The organism is Pseudomonas sp. S35, assembly GCF_009866765.1.
Taxonomy (GTDB): domain Bacteria; phylum Pseudomonadota; class Gammaproteobacteria; order Pseudomonadales; family Pseudomonadaceae; genus Aquipseudomonas.
In genome coordinates this window covers 78,056-93,995 of sequence record NZ_CP019431.1, presented here as the reverse complement: position 1 = coordinate 93,995, position 15,940 = coordinate 78,056, and the positions used below count along the sequence as shown (strand labels likewise).

General features: G+C 60.4%; 14 protein-coding genes and 1 pseudogene. 5 read left to right on the top strand and 10 right to left on the bottom strand.

Annotated features, from left to right (window positions below):
• Window positions 1-629 precede the first annotated feature (629 nt).
• The 3 genes from PspS35_RS00450 to PspS35_RS00440 form a co-directional block, all read right to left on the bottom strand.
• Window positions 630-1,097, bottom strand: coding sequence for an inhibitor of vertebrate lysozyme family protein (locus PspS35_RS00450; RefSeq protein ID WP_159932304.1), 468 nt, complete (start codon window positions 1,095-1,097; stop codon window positions 630-632).
• Between the two features lie 2 nt (window positions 1,098-1,099).
• Complete coding sequence (locus PspS35_RS00445) at window positions 1,100-1,264, bottom strand: DUF1328 domain-containing protein (protein ID WP_003170804.1); 165 nt, start codon at window positions 1,262-1,264, stop codon at window positions 1,100-1,102.
• 80 nt (window positions 1,265-1,344) lie between these two features.
• Window positions 1,345-1,644: a hypothetical protein gene (locus PspS35_RS00440; protein WP_159932303.1), complete on the bottom strand. Its 300-nt coding sequence runs from the start codon at window positions 1,642-1,644 to the stop codon at window positions 1,345-1,347.
• Window positions 1,645-2,021: 377 nt separating this feature from the next.
• On the opposite strand from PspS35_RS00440, the gene algB reads away from it, so the two are divergent.
• Window positions 2,022-3,368, top strand: a complete 1,347-nt coding sequence (gene algB, locus PspS35_RS00435; RefSeq protein ID WP_017528756.1) for a sigma-54-dependent response regulator transcription factor AlgB — start codon at window positions 2,022-2,024, stop codon at window positions 3,366-3,368.
• Window positions 3,369-3,378: 10 nt separating this feature from the next.
• A complete protein-coding gene (locus PspS35_RS00430) occupies window positions 3,379-5,166 on the top strand; it encodes a KinB sensor domain-containing domain (protein WP_159932302.1) in 1,788 nt (595 codons plus the stop codon).
• A gap of 3 nt (window positions 5,167-5,169) precedes the next feature.
• Here PspS35_RS00430 and PspS35_RS00425 read toward each other — a convergent pair whose 3' ends face one another.
• From PspS35_RS00425 to PspS35_RS30165, 6 genes and pseudogenes are all read right to left on the bottom strand, one after another.
• On the bottom strand, window positions 5,170-5,946 hold the full coding sequence (locus tag PspS35_RS00425; protein WP_159932301.1) for an N-acetylmuramoyl-L-alanine amidase: 777 nt from the start codon (window positions 5,944-5,946) through the stop codon (window positions 5,170-5,172).
• Window positions 5,947-6,034: 88 nt separating this feature from the next.
• Complete coding sequence (locus PspS35_RS00420) at window positions 6,035-8,074, bottom strand: GGDEF domain-containing protein (protein WP_159932300.1); 2,040 nt, start codon at window positions 8,072-8,074, stop codon at window positions 6,035-6,037.
• Window positions 8,071-8,949 (bottom strand): endonuclease/exonuclease/phosphatase family protein, encoded by an 879-nt coding sequence (locus PspS35_RS00415; RefSeq protein WP_159932299.1) that lies wholly within the window; start codon window positions 8,947-8,949, stop codon window positions 8,071-8,073. Before PspS35_RS00415 ends, PspS35_RS00420 begins: the two co-directional genes overlap by 4 nt.
• A 10-nt stretch (window positions 8,950-8,959) precedes the next feature.
• Window positions 8,960-9,595, bottom strand: coding sequence for a thiol:disulfide interchange protein DsbA (dsbA, locus tag PspS35_RS00410; RefSeq protein WP_159932298.1), 636 nt, complete (start codon window positions 9,593-9,595; stop codon window positions 8,960-8,962).
• A 168-nt stretch (window positions 9,596-9,763) separates the two neighbouring features.
• The gene (locus PspS35_RS00405) at window positions 9,764-10,390 is read right to left on the bottom strand and encodes a cytochrome c4 (RefSeq protein ID WP_159932297.1); all 627 of its coding nucleotides are present in this window, start codon (window positions 10,388-10,390) and stop codon (window positions 9,764-9,766) included.
• A gap of 33 nt (window positions 10,391-10,423) precedes the next feature.
• Window positions 10,424-10,632 (bottom strand): annotated as a pseudogene (locus tag PspS35_RS30165) (cytochrome).
• 204 nt (window positions 10,633-10,836) lie between these two features.
• Here PspS35_RS30165 and yihA point away from each other — a divergent pair.
• A complete protein-coding gene (gene yihA, locus PspS35_RS00400; RefSeq protein WP_065891259.1) occupies window positions 10,837-11,478 on the top strand; it encodes a ribosome biogenesis GTP-binding protein YihA/YsxC in 642 nt (213 codons plus the stop codon).
• Between the two features lie 269 nt (window positions 11,479-11,747).
• On the opposite strand, the gene polA is transcribed toward yihA, so the two are convergent.
• Window positions 11,748-14,525, bottom strand: a complete 2,778-nt coding sequence (gene polA / locus PspS35_RS00395) for a DNA polymerase I (protein WP_159932296.1) — start codon at window positions 14,523-14,525, stop codon at window positions 11,748-11,750.
• Between the two features lie 74 nt (window positions 14,526-14,599).
• Between polA and PspS35_RS00390 the strand changes: the two genes are divergently transcribed.
• Together PspS35_RS00390 and PspS35_RS00385 are read left to right on the top strand one after the other, a co-directional pair.
• Window positions 14,600-14,890, top strand: a complete 291-nt coding sequence (locus PspS35_RS00390; protein ID WP_159932295.1) for a DUF2782 domain-containing protein — start codon at window positions 14,600-14,602, stop codon at window positions 14,888-14,890.
• Window positions 14,891-14,946: 56 nt separating this feature from the next.
• Entirely contained in the window at window positions 14,947-15,900 is a 954-nt protein-coding gene (locus PspS35_RS00385; RefSeq protein ID WP_159932294.1) for a homoserine kinase, read from the top strand.
• Window positions 15,901-15,940 lie beyond the last annotated feature (40 nt).

The window sequence follows — 15,940 nt, the reverse complement described above, 5'->3', positions numbered from 1 at the left end:
AGCGTGGCCGAAATGGCTTACTGGCAGGCGAAAAAAGGCGCAACTATTCCGATGCAAGGGGACTACGTCTAATGCCGTAAACGCCTACCCTATGCCGAATCGGCATGACTTTTTTTCATAATAACTGTCCGAACGGTCAGTTCAAATGCGACATTTTGTCAGGTGAATATGCCGTGAACCGGCCAATTCAGGCTCGCGCAGAGATTCTGCACGTGTTTGGTGCATTGGCGGAAATACCTGGGGATTCGGCGGTAGCGCGTCAGAAATGTCCTATAGCCACGACAAAACTTTCTCGATAGATGGTCGTCCCGACATACCAAGTAATGGTTGGGAACAGGCAAAACAAAAATTTGCGACTACGGGCGGCATAGAAGCCGAGGATGAGAGTCACAAGCCCGCCGCAAGTTCAGCAAGTCATGGACTTGTGAACCTGCGTCGCAGCTTTTCACCTGACCCGGCCCTTGCGCAGGCACTCCCTGTACCCGTAGGTCACGCCGATCCCATTTGATCAGAGCAACCCGGCCCCTTGGTCATGCACCGCCCTTGGCGAGCGGTGCAGACAGAAAGAAGCGAGCAGGCTTCTTTCTATGGACGCCGGCCCCGCAGACGACAAACGCGTCAGACAGAACCTAGTACCAATTCGGATCTTTCTTCAGCTGCTCCATGAGCAGTTTCTGCATGCCTTCATCCGGCTTACCGATAAAGCGGTAATCGGCGTGCCGTGTGGGGGACTTGTCCGCCGGCAGGCCAGCCGGGACTTCGACCAGCATGGCGTAGGCATCTTCTTTGTCGAGGCTGAAGGCGACGATCAGGCGCTTGTTCAGGCACGTGTCTGCGGTTTCGCAGAGTGGCCCGACCAGGTACTTGTCACCATCCTCTTCAACGGCATTCATTTGCTCGGCCGTACCCGACAGGTTCATCACCCATTCCGGCAGGCGTTCTTCTTTCTTCACCACACCTTGCCAGGTCTCGCGGTACTGAGGGTCCGCACTGAGCAACTGGTTGGCCCGGGATTGGCCATCATTGGCAGCCATTGCCAGGCCGCTGCCACCCAGAATCAGGGCGGCAGCCATGGCTTTAAAGGACAGGGAGGTCATATTCAGCCTCGGCCGCGACGACCAAAGAAGAACGACGCAATGAACATCACCAGGAAGACCACAAACAGAATCTTGGCGATACCCGTGGCGGTGCCCGCGATACCACCGAAGCCCAGGACTGCAGCCACAATGGCGATGATCAGAAATGTGATTGCCCAACTCAACATGGTGATTCTCCTTACGCTTCTATAGAGGTAACTGCGGTAGTGCCGTACGGGCGCTCAACACAAGCGACCGTATGTCTTGCCTAAAACACCCAACGTTCTTGGGTAGGCAGCTCACCCAGGGCGGAATCCTGGTCAGCCACTCTCAATTGCGGGGCGGTCGCATCAGCAGGCGCGCTACCGACGGTACGGCTGCCAATGGAACTGAAATGGGTCTGGGTCATCGCCGGACGTTCGAACTGCGGGGTCTGCTGCTGACTCTGCTGCCAATGCTGCATCTGCTGGCCCGCAATCAGCGTGACCATCACAGCCAAGCTGGCAAACATGCCTTGCTGCAAGCGCAGTGGCGATACACGCAATTGGCTGAGGGTTTGGCGAGTCATGCTGATGTTCTCCCGCATTTTGATTATTCGTTGGGAGAGGTATTGCAGAGCGCATGCCAGCTTTTTTACAAAATAAAAACCAATAAAATCAGCATGTTATGAATTAAACGCTGGGCACCTACGCAGCATCCTGCACGATCGCCCCCTGCGGGCCGTGCGAAATGCACGATGGTCAGCGGTCGGATCAAAGGATCGAAAGCGACGGATGGGTTGCCGAAGTGGCAAGACGACATGAAAACGCCAGTAGACGGGGCTTTGTAGGAAGAGATGCAGATACCTGCACGGCAATGCCTTTTATCAATCAGAATAAACCATGCAACTTGCCCGATTATTCCGGGACTAAACACCATCATTCATAGTTAAGGAGCGCGGGACAGATGGAATCAGCCAAGGAACTTCAAGGCCGCATTCTTTTAGTGGATGACGAATCCGCGATCCTCCGCACCTTCCGTTATTGCCTGGAAGATGAAGGCTATACCGTCGCCACCGCCAACAGCGCGGCCCAGGCGGACGCCTTGATGCAACGCCAGGTGTTCGACCTGTGCTTCCTCGACCTGCGCCTGGGCGAAGACAACGGCCTGGACGTGCTGGCCCAGATGCGTATCCAGGCGCCGTGGATGCGGGTGGTGATCGTCACCGCCCACTCCGCCGTCGATACCGCCGTGGACGCGATCCAGGCCGGTGCCGCCGATTACCTGGTCAAACCTTGCAGCCCCGATCAATTGCGCCTGGCCACCGCCAAGCAGTTGGAAGTGCGCCAACTCTCCGCGCGCCTGGAGGCATTGGAAGGTGCCGTGCGCCAACCCAAGGACGGCCTCGACTCCCACAGCCCGTCGATGATGGTGGTGCTGGAAACCGCACGCCAGGTGGCCGGCACCGATGCCAACATCCTGATCCTCGGCGAATCCGGTACCGGTAAAGGTGAACTGGCCCGCGCCATTCACGGCTGGAGCAAGCGTGCGAAGAAATCCTGCGTGACCATCAACTGCCCGTCGCTGACGGCCGAGCTGATGGAAAGCGAACTGTTCGGCCATAGCCGCGGCGCCTTTACCGGCGCCAGCGAGAGCACCTTGGGCCGAGTCAACCAGGCGGACGGCGGCACGCTGTTTCTCGACGAAATCGGCGACTTTCCCCTCACGTTGCAACCCAAGTTACTGCGTTTTATCCAGGACAAGGAATACGAGCGCGTGGGCGACCCTGTCACCCGGCGCGCCGATGTGCGCATCCTCGCGGCCACCAACCTGAACCTGGAAGACATGGTGCGCGACGGGCGCTTCCGTGAGGACTTGCTGTACCGCCTCAACGTCATCACCCTGCATCTGCCGCCGCTGCGTGAACGCAGTGAAGACATCCTGACCCTGGCCGACCGCTTCCTGGCGCGCTTCGTCAAGGAATACGCACGCCCGGCGCGGGGCTTCAGCGATCAAGCCCGTGAGGCGCTGCTCAACTATCGCTGGCCGGGCAATATCCGTGAGCTGCGTAACGTGGTGGAGCGTGCGAGCATCATTTGCCCTCAGGAGAAGGTCGAAATCAGCCATCTGGGCATGGCCGAGCAACCGACCAACAATGCCCCGCGTATTGGCGCGGCACTGAGCCTGGATGAGCTGGAGAAAGCCCATATCGGTGCAGTGCTGGCCACCAGCGACACCCTGGACCAGGCTGCGCGCACCCTCGGCATCGACGCGTCGACCCTGTACCGCAAACGCAAACAGTACAACCTGTGAGCTGTACCCTATGAAGTTAGCGATGAAACTGCGCACTCGGCTATTCCTGAGCATCTCAGCGCTGATCACCGTCGCCCTGCTGGGATTGATCCTCGGGCTGGTCAGCGTCATGCAGATGGCCAAGACCCAGGAGTCGTTGATTCGCAGTAACTTCGTCACCCTGGATCTGGGCCTCAAGCTGCGCCAGAGCCTGGGCGACCAGTTGATCATGATGCTCGAGCAACGCCCCGACCCCGCGGCGCTGCAAGCCTCCAAAAAACGGTACTTCGACTTGCTCGACCAAGGTATCGCCCATGAACGGCGCGATAGCCATGGCAACGGTTTCAGCCAGGCGCGGGCCCAATACCAGGACCTGCTCGATGCATTCGACCAATCCCAACAAGCGTCACCGCCCCCCGCCAGCAAGGAAAAACTCACCGAGACCTTCAATGTGCTGCGCAACGGGCTGATTGCCGAGCATAAGCAGGCCCTGGAAAACATCAGCGCCAGCGAGCACAAGTCCCGCGAGCGCGCCTTGTTGATCGCCGGCCTGCTCGGGCTGGTGGGGCTTGCGGTGCTGATCATCGGCTTTGTCACCGCTCATGGCATCGCCCGGCGCTTTGGCGGGCCGATCGAGGCACTGGCCAACGCGGCGGACAAGATCGGCCAGGGTGATTTCGAGGTGACGCTGCCGATCTCCTCGGCAGCGGAAATGAACCTGTTGACCCGCCGCTTCGGCCTCATGGCCGAGGCGGTGCGCCAGCATCAGGCGACCAATGTCGACGAACTGCTGGCCGGCCAGCAGCGCCTGCAAGCCGTGCTCGACAGCATCGACGATGGCCTGCTGATGATCGACCGCCAAGGCCGCCTGGAGCATCTCAACCCCGTGGCACAGCGCCAGTTGGGCTGGGACGAGGAACGCCTCGGCCAAGGCCTTGGCGAAGCGCTGATGCGCCCTGAATTGGATGAACAGCTGCAACTGGTGCTGCGCGGCGGCAACCTGGAACGGGCGCCGGACGATCTGGAAGTGGAAGTCGAGGGCGAGTTGCGCCTGTTGACCTACAGCCTCACGCCTGTCAGCCATACCGAGGGGCATATTCTCGGCGCGGTGATGGTGCTGCACGATGTAACCGAACAGCGTGCCTTCGAACGGGTACGCAGCGAATTCGTCCTGCGTGCCTCCCATGAACTGCGCACACCGGTGACGGGCATGCACATGGCGTTCGGCCTGTTCCGCGAACGTGCGAAGTTCCCGGCCGAGTCCCGCGAAGCGGACCTGCTGGATACGGTCAATGAAGAAATGCAGCGCCTGATGCAGTTGATCAACGACCTGCTCAACTTCTCGCGCTACCAGAACGGCCTGCAGAAACTCACCTTGGGGCCGTGCGACGTGACCGATTTGCTTGAACATGCGCGTGCGCGCTTTGTTGAGCCCGCCCATGCGCAGCGCATCGAGCTGCTGGTAGAGGTCCAATCCGACCTGCCACGACTGTATGCCGACCAGGCGCAGTTGGAACGCGTGCTCGACAACCTGCTCGGCAACGCCCTGCGTCACACCGCCGACGGCGGGCAGATCCACCTGCAGGCGCGCCGTCATGGTGAGCGGGTGATCGTCAGTGTCGAGGACAACGGCGAAGGTATCGCCTATGGCCAACAAGGGCGTATTTTCGAACCCTTCGTCCAAGTGGGTCGCAAGAAAGGCGGCGCCGGCCTGGGGCTGGCGCTGTGCAAGGAGATCGTGCAATTGCACGGCGGCCGCATGGGCGTGTATTCGCGGCCGGGGCAGGGCACGCAGTTCTACATGGCGTTGCCGCTTTAAAGCTTAGTGCCGGTTGAGGACACGCAGGATGGCAGCACTTTCGGCATCCGGCTCGCCTACGAACAAGGCAGGCCGAAAGCGCATCTGGAACGCCGCGATCACATGGCGCGTGGCGACATCCAACTCGCCAGTCTGGGGCGTCGGGTAACCGAGCAACGCCAGCTCCTCCTGGAACCAGGCAATGCTCGGCAACTCAGCCGCATATTGCACCTGGAAACGCGCGACGGCCTGGGCATCCGGCCATATACCCAGGCCTTCGTCGGCCAGGCGCTTCCAAGGGAACAGCGGCCCCGGATCGAGCTTGCGCAGTGGCGCGATATCGCTGTGGCCGATGATGTTCTTGGGGTCGATGCCATTGCGCTTGCTGATGTCCTTGAGCAACACCACCAGCGATTTCACCTGGGCCTCGGAGTACGGGTACCACAGGCGGCCTGTGGGCGTGTCCTTATAGCCAGGGTTCACAATTTCGATGCCGATGGAGCTGGAGTTGAGCCAGGTACGCCCCATCCACTCGCTTTCCCCCGCATGCCAGGCGCGCTGGCTTTCATCCACCAGCTTGTAGATGGTGGCGCTGGCGTCGTCGCCAATCAGGTAATGCGCACTGACCTCGCCATGGGTCAACAGGGCCAGGGATCGCTCAAGGTTGGTGGAGGTGTAGTGGACGACCACGAACTGCACGCGGTTGTCGTGATTTACCGATGGGTGACGAGTGTCCAGGCGGGGACCACTGGCGCAGCCGGCGAGCAGAAGAAGCACAAAGGCGAAGTACAAGGATTTCATGGCGGAGGACGGTACGCTGAAGACGATAATGCAACAGTGTAACGTACCGTCTACAGCCCGGCGGTCAAATTACAAAATGGAACATCTTTTACGCCGCCTGCACCTGATTGCGCCCCGCCGCCTTGGCTCGATACAACGCCTCATCCGCTCGCTTGAGCGCCAAGTCACTGCGCTCACCCGGCTGGAATTGCGCCACGCCCATGGATACGGTGATCGTCACCGGCTCGCCCTTGAAGTGGAATGGGCAGGCCTCGATCGCAGCACGCAGCACTTCACCTACGCCGAGGGCGTCCGGCAGAGATGAGTTGGGCATCAGCAACACAAACTCTTCACCGCCAAACCGCGCGATAAAGTCGCTCGGGCGCAGGCGCTTGCGCAGCACGTTGGCGATGATCTTCAACACCTTGTCACCGGCCAGGTGGCCGTAGCCGTCGTTGATGCGCTTGAAGTGGTCCAGGTCCAGCATCGCCAGCGACAGGCTGTTGCCGTGCTGGTGCCAGGCGTTGACCTCATGATCGAGGCGCTCGCTCCAGGCAGCCCGGTTGGGCAAGCCGGTGAGTGGATCGATCAAGGCCTTCTGGCGCTGTACCTCCAAGTGCTCGCGATAGCCTTGGGCTTCCTGTTCCATATTGGCGACCCGCTCGGCCAGCCCCTTCAAGCGCGCCGCCACTTCCTGCTCGCGCTGGTCACGTTGCTGCTGGTGCTCGTCCATGGTGCCGAGCAAACCTTCTAGATGGCTTTCCAGCACGTGCTTGAGGCTGTCCAGGTCCGCCGCTTCCTGCACGCTGCTTTGCAGGCCGTCGACCTGTTCGCGAATCTGCGTGTCCAGCTCCCTGGCGGCGGAGCGGCTGTCGGCATGGCCGTCGCTGGCCACTTGCAGATGCCCCTGAAAAGCCTCCAGACGCTCGTTGAGTTGTTTCAGGTAAGCCTCGAACTCGTGCTGACCACTGTCGGTGATCGCCAGCATCAGCACCGCCAGGTCGTCGAGGATCGGCAGCAGTTCGTACCAGTTCAAACCATGGGCAAGGCGCACGCGCATGGCTTCGGCCTGGGGCCGATGGCGCTCGGGCAACGCCAGCCCTTCCAGCAGGCCGAGCAGGGTGTCTTCGATATGCTTGGCCACGGAGCTGTAGGACGGCTCTGGAGAGTCCGGCAAGGAATACGGGCCGTCCGCTTGCAGTTCGTCGGGATCGAGCTCTTCGACTTCCAGCACAGGTGGGAGCGAGAGGCTGCCGATCACCGTCTCATCCGGCGCCTCGAGTGCAACCGGCGGCGTTTCGATAAAGGCGGCGAGGGCGCTTTCGGCTGCAGGCTCATCCACCTGCGGTGCTGGCTCCTCGAGCGCTACAGCTTCGGCGACAGGCGCAGGCTCTGCGACTCTCTGCGCAGGCGCCTCATACACAAACGTTTCGCTGGCGGCCTTGGCGGGCTCAGGTTCCACGGCAGCCGGCTCTGGCGCCTGTGGCGCGAAGGCCTTCAACGCTTGCGCCAATTCATCGGATTGCTCGGGTTCCTGAGGCTCGACGGCGGGCTTGGGCACAGCGGGCTGGGGCGCCGGGTTGGCAAGCGGTTCGCTGGCGACGGCTTCGCTCGCGGCTTCCTTGGCACCAAACAGGCGCTGCAACAAACCCGTTCCAGGGCGTGCAGCCTCAGCGTCCGGCTCCAGGTTGTTCAGCGCCTGCCCTTGCAGGCCGCTCAATTCGCTGAGCAACAGGGGAATCTCACGGGCCTGGCTGATGCGGCCGTCCAACTGCTTGGCAAAGGTCTTCAATGGACGCGCCACTTCGCGGGGCAGCGGCAGCTTTTGCAATTGGGTGACCAGGGAGGTCAACGCGGTGCCGATCTGTTCGACCCGGGTTTCGCGACGCTGCTCCGAATCCAGCACGGCCTTTTCCAGGCGCGGCAGCAAGGCGGCGAGGGCGGCGTCCATGTCGTCGGTGCGCACCACATCGCGCATTTCCTTCATGCATTGGTCAACCGCGCGGTCGGTGCCTTCCGCCGCCAGCGTACTGCGCACCAGCCCACGGCGCAGCAGGTCGAGGCGGGCAGCCCAACGGCGTTCGAGCTTTTCTTGTTGCTCGATGCTTAGCAGGTATTTTTCTTTCCAGCGCTGGGCGTCGTCGCTCATGCAAGGGGTCCGCTGGTGCCTGGGCTCAATGCGGGTAATGCATCAGCCGTGAGCGAACCCGGCAGACGAATCTCGACCGCGACCGGCAGGTGATCGGAAATGGGCTGCGCCAGCACCTGCACACGTTCCAGTGTGAGGCTTGGGCTGAGCAGGATATGGTCAAGACAGCGTTGCGGGCGCCAGCTGGGAAACGTGGCTTCGACTTGCGGCGCCAGTAGCCCGAGGTCGCGCAACGGGGAGTTCAGCAGCAGGTCATTGGCGTGGGTGTTCATGTCCCCCATCAGTACCTGATGCTTGTATTTGCCAATCAACTCGCGCACGTAGGCCAGTTGCAGGTTGCGCGTACGCCCACCGAGCGCCAGGTGCATCATCACCACCACCAAGGCTTCCGGCCCTTCGCCAAAACGCACCAGGATCGCCCCACGACCCTTGGGGCCAGGCAATGGGTGATCTTCGATGGCGGTCGGCTTAAGACGGCTGAGCACGCCATTGCTGTGCTGCGCCAGGCGCCCGAGGTTGCGATTGAGCTGCTGATACCAGTAGGGGAAAGCCCCAAGATGGGCCAGATGCTCCACCTGATTGATGTAGCCGGAGCGCAGGCTGCCGCCGTCGGCTTCCTGCAGGGCGACGAGGTCGAAATCGCTCAACAGGTCGCCGATCTTCTGCAGGTTACCGGCCCGCCCGTTGTGGGGCAGCAAGTGCTGCCAGCCACGGGTGAGGTAGTGCCGGTACTTCTCGGTACTGTTGCCCACCTGGATATTGAAGCTCAGCAGGCGCAGGCGGTTATCTGCCGGCAAACCTGTGGATTCCAGGTGATGTTCATTGACCTGCGGATCATGCAGACCAACGACGCGTTCGGTACCCCAGCGGCGCATGACGGGCCCCTTACTTGGCTGCGCGTTCTTTGGCGATCAACTGGTCAGCAACGTTGAGGGTCGCCTCAGGACCACCGGTAGTGCCCAGGTCGAAACGGTATTTGCCGTTGACGATCATGGTCGGTACGCCTTGTACGCCGTACTTCTGCGCGAGCTCCTTGGCCTGCTTGATCTGGCCCTGGATAGCGAAGGAGTTGAAGGTGGCCAGGAACTTGTCCTTGTCGACACCTTGGGTGGCAACGAAGTCAGCCATTTCGTCTGGCTTGGTCAGGCGCTTGCCTTCTTTCTGGATCGCATTGAACACGGCGTTGTGGACTTTGTGCTCCACGCCCATGGCTTCCAGGGTCAGGAACAGTTGGCCGTGGGCATCCCACGGGCCGCCGAACATGGCTGGGATGCGTTTGAAGTTGACGTCTTTAGGCAGCTTTTCGACCCAAGGGTTGATGACCGGCTCAAAGGCGTAGCAATGCGGGCAGCCGTACCAGAACAGCTCCACCACTTCGACCTTGCCTGGTACCGAAACAGGGACTGGGTTGGCCAGTTCCACGTAGGTTTTACCGGCTTCAAGCGGTACGTCGGCAGCGTGTGCGGTCACGCCGAAGAGGCTGGCAGTGACGAGAGCGGCGCTGAGGATCAGATTACGCATGCTTTACTCCTGGACAAATAAAGTCGCCTCGCGCGACCTTTAGGTGTGACAGGTCTGCGCGGGCATGAGTTCGTTAGTGTAACGGCACCGGCCACAAAAAAGGGCGGCCTGGGCCACCCTTTTTATGCTTGCATCGCGCGATTAATCGAGCGTTAACATTGCAGGCGCTTAGTGCAGGCCCTGGATGTAGCTGGAGAGGGCTGCAATGTCTTCGTCGCTCAGCTTGCGGGCGATGGTACGCATGATCATTGCGTCCCCATCGTTGGCCCGGCCACCTTCTTCCTTGCGAAAATCGGTCAACTGCTTGGCGATGTAGGGCGCGTGCTGGCCGCTCAAGTGAGGAAAGGCCGCGGCCTCGATACCTGCGCCATTCGGTGAATGGCAACCGGTGCAGGCCGGAATCCTTTTTTCCAGGTCTCCGCCACGAAACAGCTTCTCGCCGCGGGCCACCAACTTAGGATCGGCAGCTCCCACACTGCCTTTCTGCTTGGCAAAATACGCGGCGATATCCGCCATGTCCTGATCGCTGGTATTGGCCAACAAGCCGGTCATTTCCAGCACCGTGCGCTTGCCGCTCTTGATATCCTGCATCTGCTTGGTCAGGTAACGCTCACCCTGGCCGGCCAGTTTGGGGAAGTTCGGCGCCGGGCTGTTGCCATCCGGGCCGTGGCAAGCACCACATACGGCGGCTTTCGCTTGACCGGCAGTGGCATCACCCTTGAGGGGGCCCTCTGCAGCGACGGCGGCGCCAGTGATGCCCATGGTCAACAGCAGACTCACGATCAGTTTGTTCATCAGCTAATCCAACTACGGCTAAGGGTTTAAGAGTTATCTACCGGGTTTACTCACCATCAACTCAATGACGGCCTGGTAATCCTCAGTACTGCAGTCCATGCACAAACCACGCGGCGGCATTGCCTTGAAACCCTGGGCCACGTGTTGCACCAGCGTGGCCACGCAAACTCGGTTGTACAGCGCTTCCGATTCCTGTGTAGCCTGAGCGCCGTAAACCGGATCAGGGCACCAAAAGCGAGCAACCATCAGGTCATACATCGACCTTTTCAGGGTTTGAGAGCGTTTTGCGTTCTAATGCGCAATAAAGGTCTTTCGCTCCCGTGTACCTCATCCTTCGCTGGGACAAAGCACACACAAAATCTGCGGCATTATATACTGGCGCTACTGAAACGGAAACGACACCGCTTGCCGCACCCTTTCTCGGCACCGCCCACATCGGAAATCTCATGCAACTCAAGAATCCCATCCTCGGCCTGTGCCAACAGTCCACCTTCATGCTCAGCGCCGCCAAAGTGGACCAATGCCCCGATGACGAGGGCTTTGAAGTCGCCTTTGCCGGCCGTTCCAACGCCGGTAAGTCCAGCGCGCTGAACACCCTGACCCACGCCAGCCTCGCGCGCACCTCGAAAACTCCGGGCCGCACGCAACTGCTCAATTTCTTCAAGCTAGACGATGATCGGCGTCTGGTCGACCTGCCGGGCTACGGTTATGCAAAAGTACCCATCCCGCTGAAGCTGCACTGGCAGCGTCACCTGGAGGCATACCTGGGTGGCCGGGAGAGTTTGAAAGGGTTGATTCTGATGATGGACATCCGTCATCCAATGACCGACTTCGACCTGTTGATGCTCGACTGGGCCGTCGCCAGCGGCATGCCGATGCATATCCTGCTGACCAAAGCCGACAAGCTCACCTACGGCGCGGCCAAGAACACGTTACTCAAAGTGCAGGCCGAAATCCGCAAGGGTTGGGGCGATGCGATCACTATCCAGCTGTTCTCAGCGCCTAAGCGCCTGGGCCTGGAAGACGCCTACACGGTACTGGCGGGCTGGATGGAATTGGCGGACAAGGGCGCGGAAATCGCCGAGTAACTTTTCTGCAGGCAAAAAAAACCCCGGACTTCGTATGGGGAGGGGAAGTTCGGGGTTCAAGTTCCGGACCGCTAGGGCGGGGTCCAGATATCTGCCAACACTTAACACAACATAGGAGCATTGAAGGGCTTCACCACCCATTCAGTAACTCTGAGTAGCGATTCACGGGTTAAGTTCCGGCAGGATCGAAAATCTATTGGAAATAACCGACGGCGGTTTCCGATATAAAGCGCTTTGCCACCCCGCGAAGAGGTGGCAAAGCAGCGAAATCAGTGGGCTTCGTCCCAGTTATCGCCCACGCCTACGTCAACCACCAAGGGCACATCCAACTGTGCCGCCGCGCTCATGTGTTCGCGAACCTTCTCGCTGACTTGCGCGACCAGGTCTTCACGCACCTCCAGCACCAATTCGTCGTGCACCTGCAGGATCACCTTGGCATCCAGGCCCGAGTCGGCCAGCCAGTTATCCACCAACACCATGGCTTTCTTGATGATGTCTGCGGCCGTGCCCTGCATTGGCGCATTGATCGCGGTGCGTTCTGCGGCCGCGCGCTCCTGCGGTTTATTGGAGTTGATATCCGGCAAATACAGCCGGCGACCAAAGAAGGTTTCTACGTAGCCCTGATCGGCAGCCTGGGCGCGAGTGCGCTCCATGTACTCGCGAACCCCTGGGTAGCGGGCGAAATACACATCGATATAGGCCTTGGCCGTCTTGGTATCGACGCCAATGTCCTTGCCGAGCTTCTGCGCACCCATGCCATAGATCAGGCCAAAGTTAATCGCCTTGGCACTGCGCCGCTGGTTGGACGTGACATCAGCCAATTCAACTTTAAACACCTCGGCCGCCGTGGCGGTGTGCACGTCCAGGTCGTCGCGAAAGGCCTTCATCAACCCCTCGTCCTTCGACAAGTGCGCCATGATCCGCAGTTCGATCTGCGAATAGTCCGCCGCCAACAGCTTGTAGCCCTTGGGCGCTACGAATGCCTGACGAATCCGCCGCCCTTCGGCCGTGCGCACGGGAATGTTCTGCAGGTTCGGGTCGCTGGAAGACAAGCGGCCAGTTGCCGCCACTGCCTGATGATAAGACGTGTGGACACGCCCGGTGCGCAGATTGATCTGCTCCGGCAGGCGGTCTGTGTAGGTACTTTTCAGCTTGCTCATGCTGCGGTACTGCATCAGCACCTTGGGCAGCGGATAGTCATCTTCGGCCAGTTTGGCCAGCACTTCTTCGGCGGTAGACGCCTGGCCCTTGCCCGTCTTCTTTAGCACCGGCATGCCCAGCTTTTCGTAGAGAATCGCCCCAAGTTGCTTGGGCGAGCCCAGGTTGAACTCCTCACCGGCGATCTCGAACGCCTGGCGCTCCAACTCAACCATCTTGTTGCCCAGCTCGATGCTCTGAACGCCGAGCAACTTCGCATCCACCAGTGCGCCTTGGCGCTCAATGCGCGCCAGCACCGGCACCAGCGGTATTTCGATGTTGGTCAGCACGCTGGCCAGGCTCGGGATAGCGGCCAGTTGCGCGTGCAGCGCCTGGTGCAAACGCAAGGTCACATCGGCATCTTCAGCTGCGTACGGGCCGGCTTGCTCAAGTGCGATCTGGTCAAACGTCAGCTGCTTGGCGCCTTTGCCGGCGATGTCCTGGAAGCCGACCGTGTCGTAGTCCAGGTACTTCTTGGCGAGGCTGTCCATGTCATGGCGCGTCGCGGTGGAGTTCAGCACGTAGGATTCAAGCATCGTATCGAACGCGATGCCACGCACGGTAATGCCGTTTGCCGGGTCGCCGCCGATGGCGCAGTTGGCCAGGATGTTCATGTCGAACTTGGCGTGCTGGCCGACCTTGAGTTTGCTCGGATCTTCCAGCAGTGGCTTCAAGGCCAGCAATACGGTGTCACGATCCAGTTGTTCCGGCGCGCCAATGTAGGAATGCGTCAGCGGGATGTAGGCCGCTTCATGAGGCTGCACGGCGAAGGATACCCCCACCAATTGCGCCTGTTGAGCGTCGATCCCGGTGGTTTCGGTGTCGAACGCGAACAACTTCGCGTCGTTGAGCTTCTTCAGCCAGAGGTCGAACGTGGCTTGGTCAAGGATCGTGGTGTAGGACGCTTCTACAGGCGCTGCGGGTTCAACGGCTGCCTCAGCAACAGGCGCGGCCTTCAGATCGACCCGCTTGGCATCGCGCTGGATCTCGTCAATCCAGCTCTTGAACTCCAGCACGGTGTAAAGCTCCAGCAGCTTCTCGCGGTCCGGTTCAATCAGGTGCAAATCGTCCAGACCCACATTCAGTGGCACATCAATCTTGATCGTCGCCAATTGGTAGGAAAGGAACGCCATCTCCTTGTGCTCTTCGAGCTTGGCCGGCAGCGTCTTGGCGCCTCGAATCGGCAGGGTCGGCACAATGTCCAACTGCTCATAAAGCTCTTTGAGGCCGCCATTCACGCCCACCAGCAAGCCGGAAGCGGTCTTGGGGCCAATACCCGGAACGCCCGGGATGTTGTCGGACGAATCGCCCATCAACGCCAGATAGTCGATGATCTGCTCCGGAGCGACGCCAAATTTCTCCTTTACGCCGTCCACGTCCATAGCGCTACCGGTCATGGTGTTGACCAAGGTAATGTGCCCGTCGACGAGCTGCGCCATGTCCTTGTCACCGGTGGAGATCACCACCGGGCGGTCAGCGGCCGCACTGCTGCGGGCCAGCGTGCCGATCACGTCATCGGCCTCGACGCCTTCGACACACAGCAGCGGGAAGCCCAGGGCGATCACACTCTGGTGCAGCGGCTCGATCTGCACGCGCATGTCATCGGGCATGCTCGGGCGGTTGGCCTTGTATTCGGCGTACATGTCATCGCGAAAAGTCCCACCCTTGGCGTCGAACACCACCGCGAAGGGGCTGTCCGGGTACTGCTTGCGCAGGCTTTTGAGCATGTTCAACACGCCCTTGACCGCACCGGTCGGCAGGCCTTTGGAAGTGGTCAGCGGTGGCAGCGCGTGGAAGGCGCGGTACAGGTAAGAAGAACCGTCCACCAGGACGAGGGGTGCTTGGCTCATGAGCAGGATCAACCTTTTCGGCGGGTCAGGCGCTAGAATAGCCGGACCAATGAAAACAAAGGGACAAGGTTATCATGCGTACATTCAATCGCCTGCTGTTCACTGGCTTGATTGCACTCGCTCCGATGGCTGCCTTGGCGGCAGACAGCGCCCCTTCGGGCGACCCGGAAGTGACCATTCGCACGGAAGGCGACAAGACCATCCAGGAATACCGCCAAAACGGCTTCCTGTACGCAATCAAGGTCACCCCGAAAGGCGCTCCACCGTATTTCCTGGTACGCGCGGACGGAACCGACGCGAACTTCATCCGCTCTGACCAGCCGGATATGCTGATCCCGTCATGGAAGATCTTCGAATGGAAATGATTTCTTAACTTCAATTGGCGCCGCACCCTGCGGCGCCCGTACTGGCAGTTTTAACCATGTCTGTGTTCACCCCCCTGGCTCGGCCCGAGCTGGAAACCTTTCTCGCCCCTTACGGGCTCGGCCGCCTGCTTGATTTCCAGGGGATTGCTGCCGGTAGCGAAAACACCAATTTCTTTATCAGCCTGGAACAGGGCGAGTTCGTCCTGACCCTGGTTGAGCGCGGCCCGGTCGCCGAGATGCCGTTCTTCATCGAGCTGCTCGACGTGCTCCACGACGCCGACCTGCCCGTACCTTACGCCTTGCGCACCACCGACGGCGTGGCGTTGCGCGAGTTGAAGGGCAAGCCGGCGCTGCTGCAACCGCGCCTGGCCGGCAAGCACATCAAGGAAGCCAACGCCCAGCATTGCGCCCAGGTGGGCGAGTTGCTTGGCCACCTGCACCTGGCCACCCAAGGCGAGAAGGTGCTGGAGCGCAAGACTGATCGCGGGCTGGAGTGGATGCTCAGCGAAGGCGCGCAGTTGATCTCGCACCTGAACCCAGCACAGCAGCGACTGCTGCAGGATGCGCTGGATGAAATCACCGCGCACAAGGCACACATCCTCGCGCTGCCGCGTGCCAACGTCCACGCCGATCTGTTCCGTGACAACGCGATGTTCGAAGGCACGCACCTGACAGGCTTGATCGACTTCTACAACGCCTGCTCGGGCCCGATGCTGTACGACGTGGCCATCGCGCTGAATGACTGGTGCTCGGATGACAATGGTGTGATCGACGGGCAACGCGCCCGTGCATTGTTGGGCGCCTACGCCGGGCTGCGACCGTTTACCGCGAAGGAAGCCGAGCTATGGCCGACCATGTTGCGCGTGGCGTGCGTGCGGTTCTGGCTGTCACGCCTGATCGCCGCTGAGTCGTTTGCCGGCCAGGATGTGTTGATTCACGATCCCGCCGAGTTCGAGCATCGGCTGGTACAACGCCAGCAGATCACAATCCAACTGCCGTTCGCGCTCTGAAGACCTGCCAGGGCAAAAAATGTGGGAGGGGGCTTGGCCC

What these genes read in the sequence shown, in the direction of transcription:
- PspS35_RS00425 (WP_159932301.1), bottom strand. Translation starts at nt 5,946, where the DNA reads ATGAAATCCTTGTACTTCGCCTTTGTGCTTCTTCTGCTCGCCGGCTGC.
- PspS35_RS00385 (WP_159932294.1), top strand. Translation starts at nt 14,947, where the DNA reads ATGTCTGTGTTCACCCCCCTGGCTCGGCCCGAGCTGGAAACCTTTCTC.
- PspS35_RS00450 (WP_159932304.1), bottom strand. Translation starts at nt 1,097, where the DNA reads ATGACCTCCCTGTCCTTTAAAGCCATGGCTGCCGCCCTGATTCTGGGT.
- PspS35_RS00440 (WP_159932303.1), bottom strand. Translation starts at nt 1,644, where the DNA reads ATGACTCGCCAAACCCTCAGCCAATTGCGTGTATCGCCACTGCGCTTG.
- PspS35_RS00390 (WP_159932295.1), top strand. Translation starts at nt 14,600, where the DNA reads ATGCGTACATTCAATCGCCTGCTGTTCACTGGCTTGATTGCACTCGCT.
- PspS35_RS00405 (WP_159932297.1), bottom strand. Translation starts at nt 10,390, where the DNA reads ATGAACAAACTGATCGTGAGTCTGCTGTTGACCATGGGCATCACTGGC.
- PspS35_RS00445 (WP_003170804.1), bottom strand. Translation starts at nt 1,264, where the DNA reads ATGTTGAGTTGGGCAATCACATTTCTGATCATCGCCATTGTGGCTGCA.
- algB (WP_017528756.1), top strand. Translation starts at nt 2,022, where the DNA reads ATGGAATCAGCCAAGGAACTTCAAGGCCGCATTCTTTTAGTGGATGAC.
- polA (WP_159932296.1), bottom strand. Translation starts at nt 14,525, where the DNA reads ATGAGCCAAGCACCCCTCGTCCTGGTGGACGGTTCTTCTTACCTGTAC.
- yihA (WP_065891259.1), top strand. Translation starts at nt 10,837, where the DNA reads ATGCAACTCAAGAATCCCATCCTCGGCCTGTGCCAACAGTCCACCTTC.
- PspS35_RS00430 (WP_159932302.1), top strand. Translation starts at nt 3,379, where the DNA reads ATGAAGTTAGCGATGAAACTGCGCACTCGGCTATTCCTGAGCATCTCA.
- dsbA (WP_159932298.1), bottom strand. Translation starts at nt 9,595, where the DNA reads ATGCGTAATCTGATCCTCAGCGCCGCTCTCGTCACTGCCAGCCTCTTC.
- PspS35_RS00415 (WP_159932299.1), bottom strand. Translation starts at nt 8,949, where the DNA reads ATGCGCCGCTGGGGTACCGAACGCGTCGTTGGTCTGCATGATCCGCAG.
- PspS35_RS00420 (WP_159932300.1), bottom strand. Translation starts at nt 8,074, where the DNA reads ATGAGCGACGACGCCCAGCGCTGGAAAGAAAAATACCTGCTAAGCATC.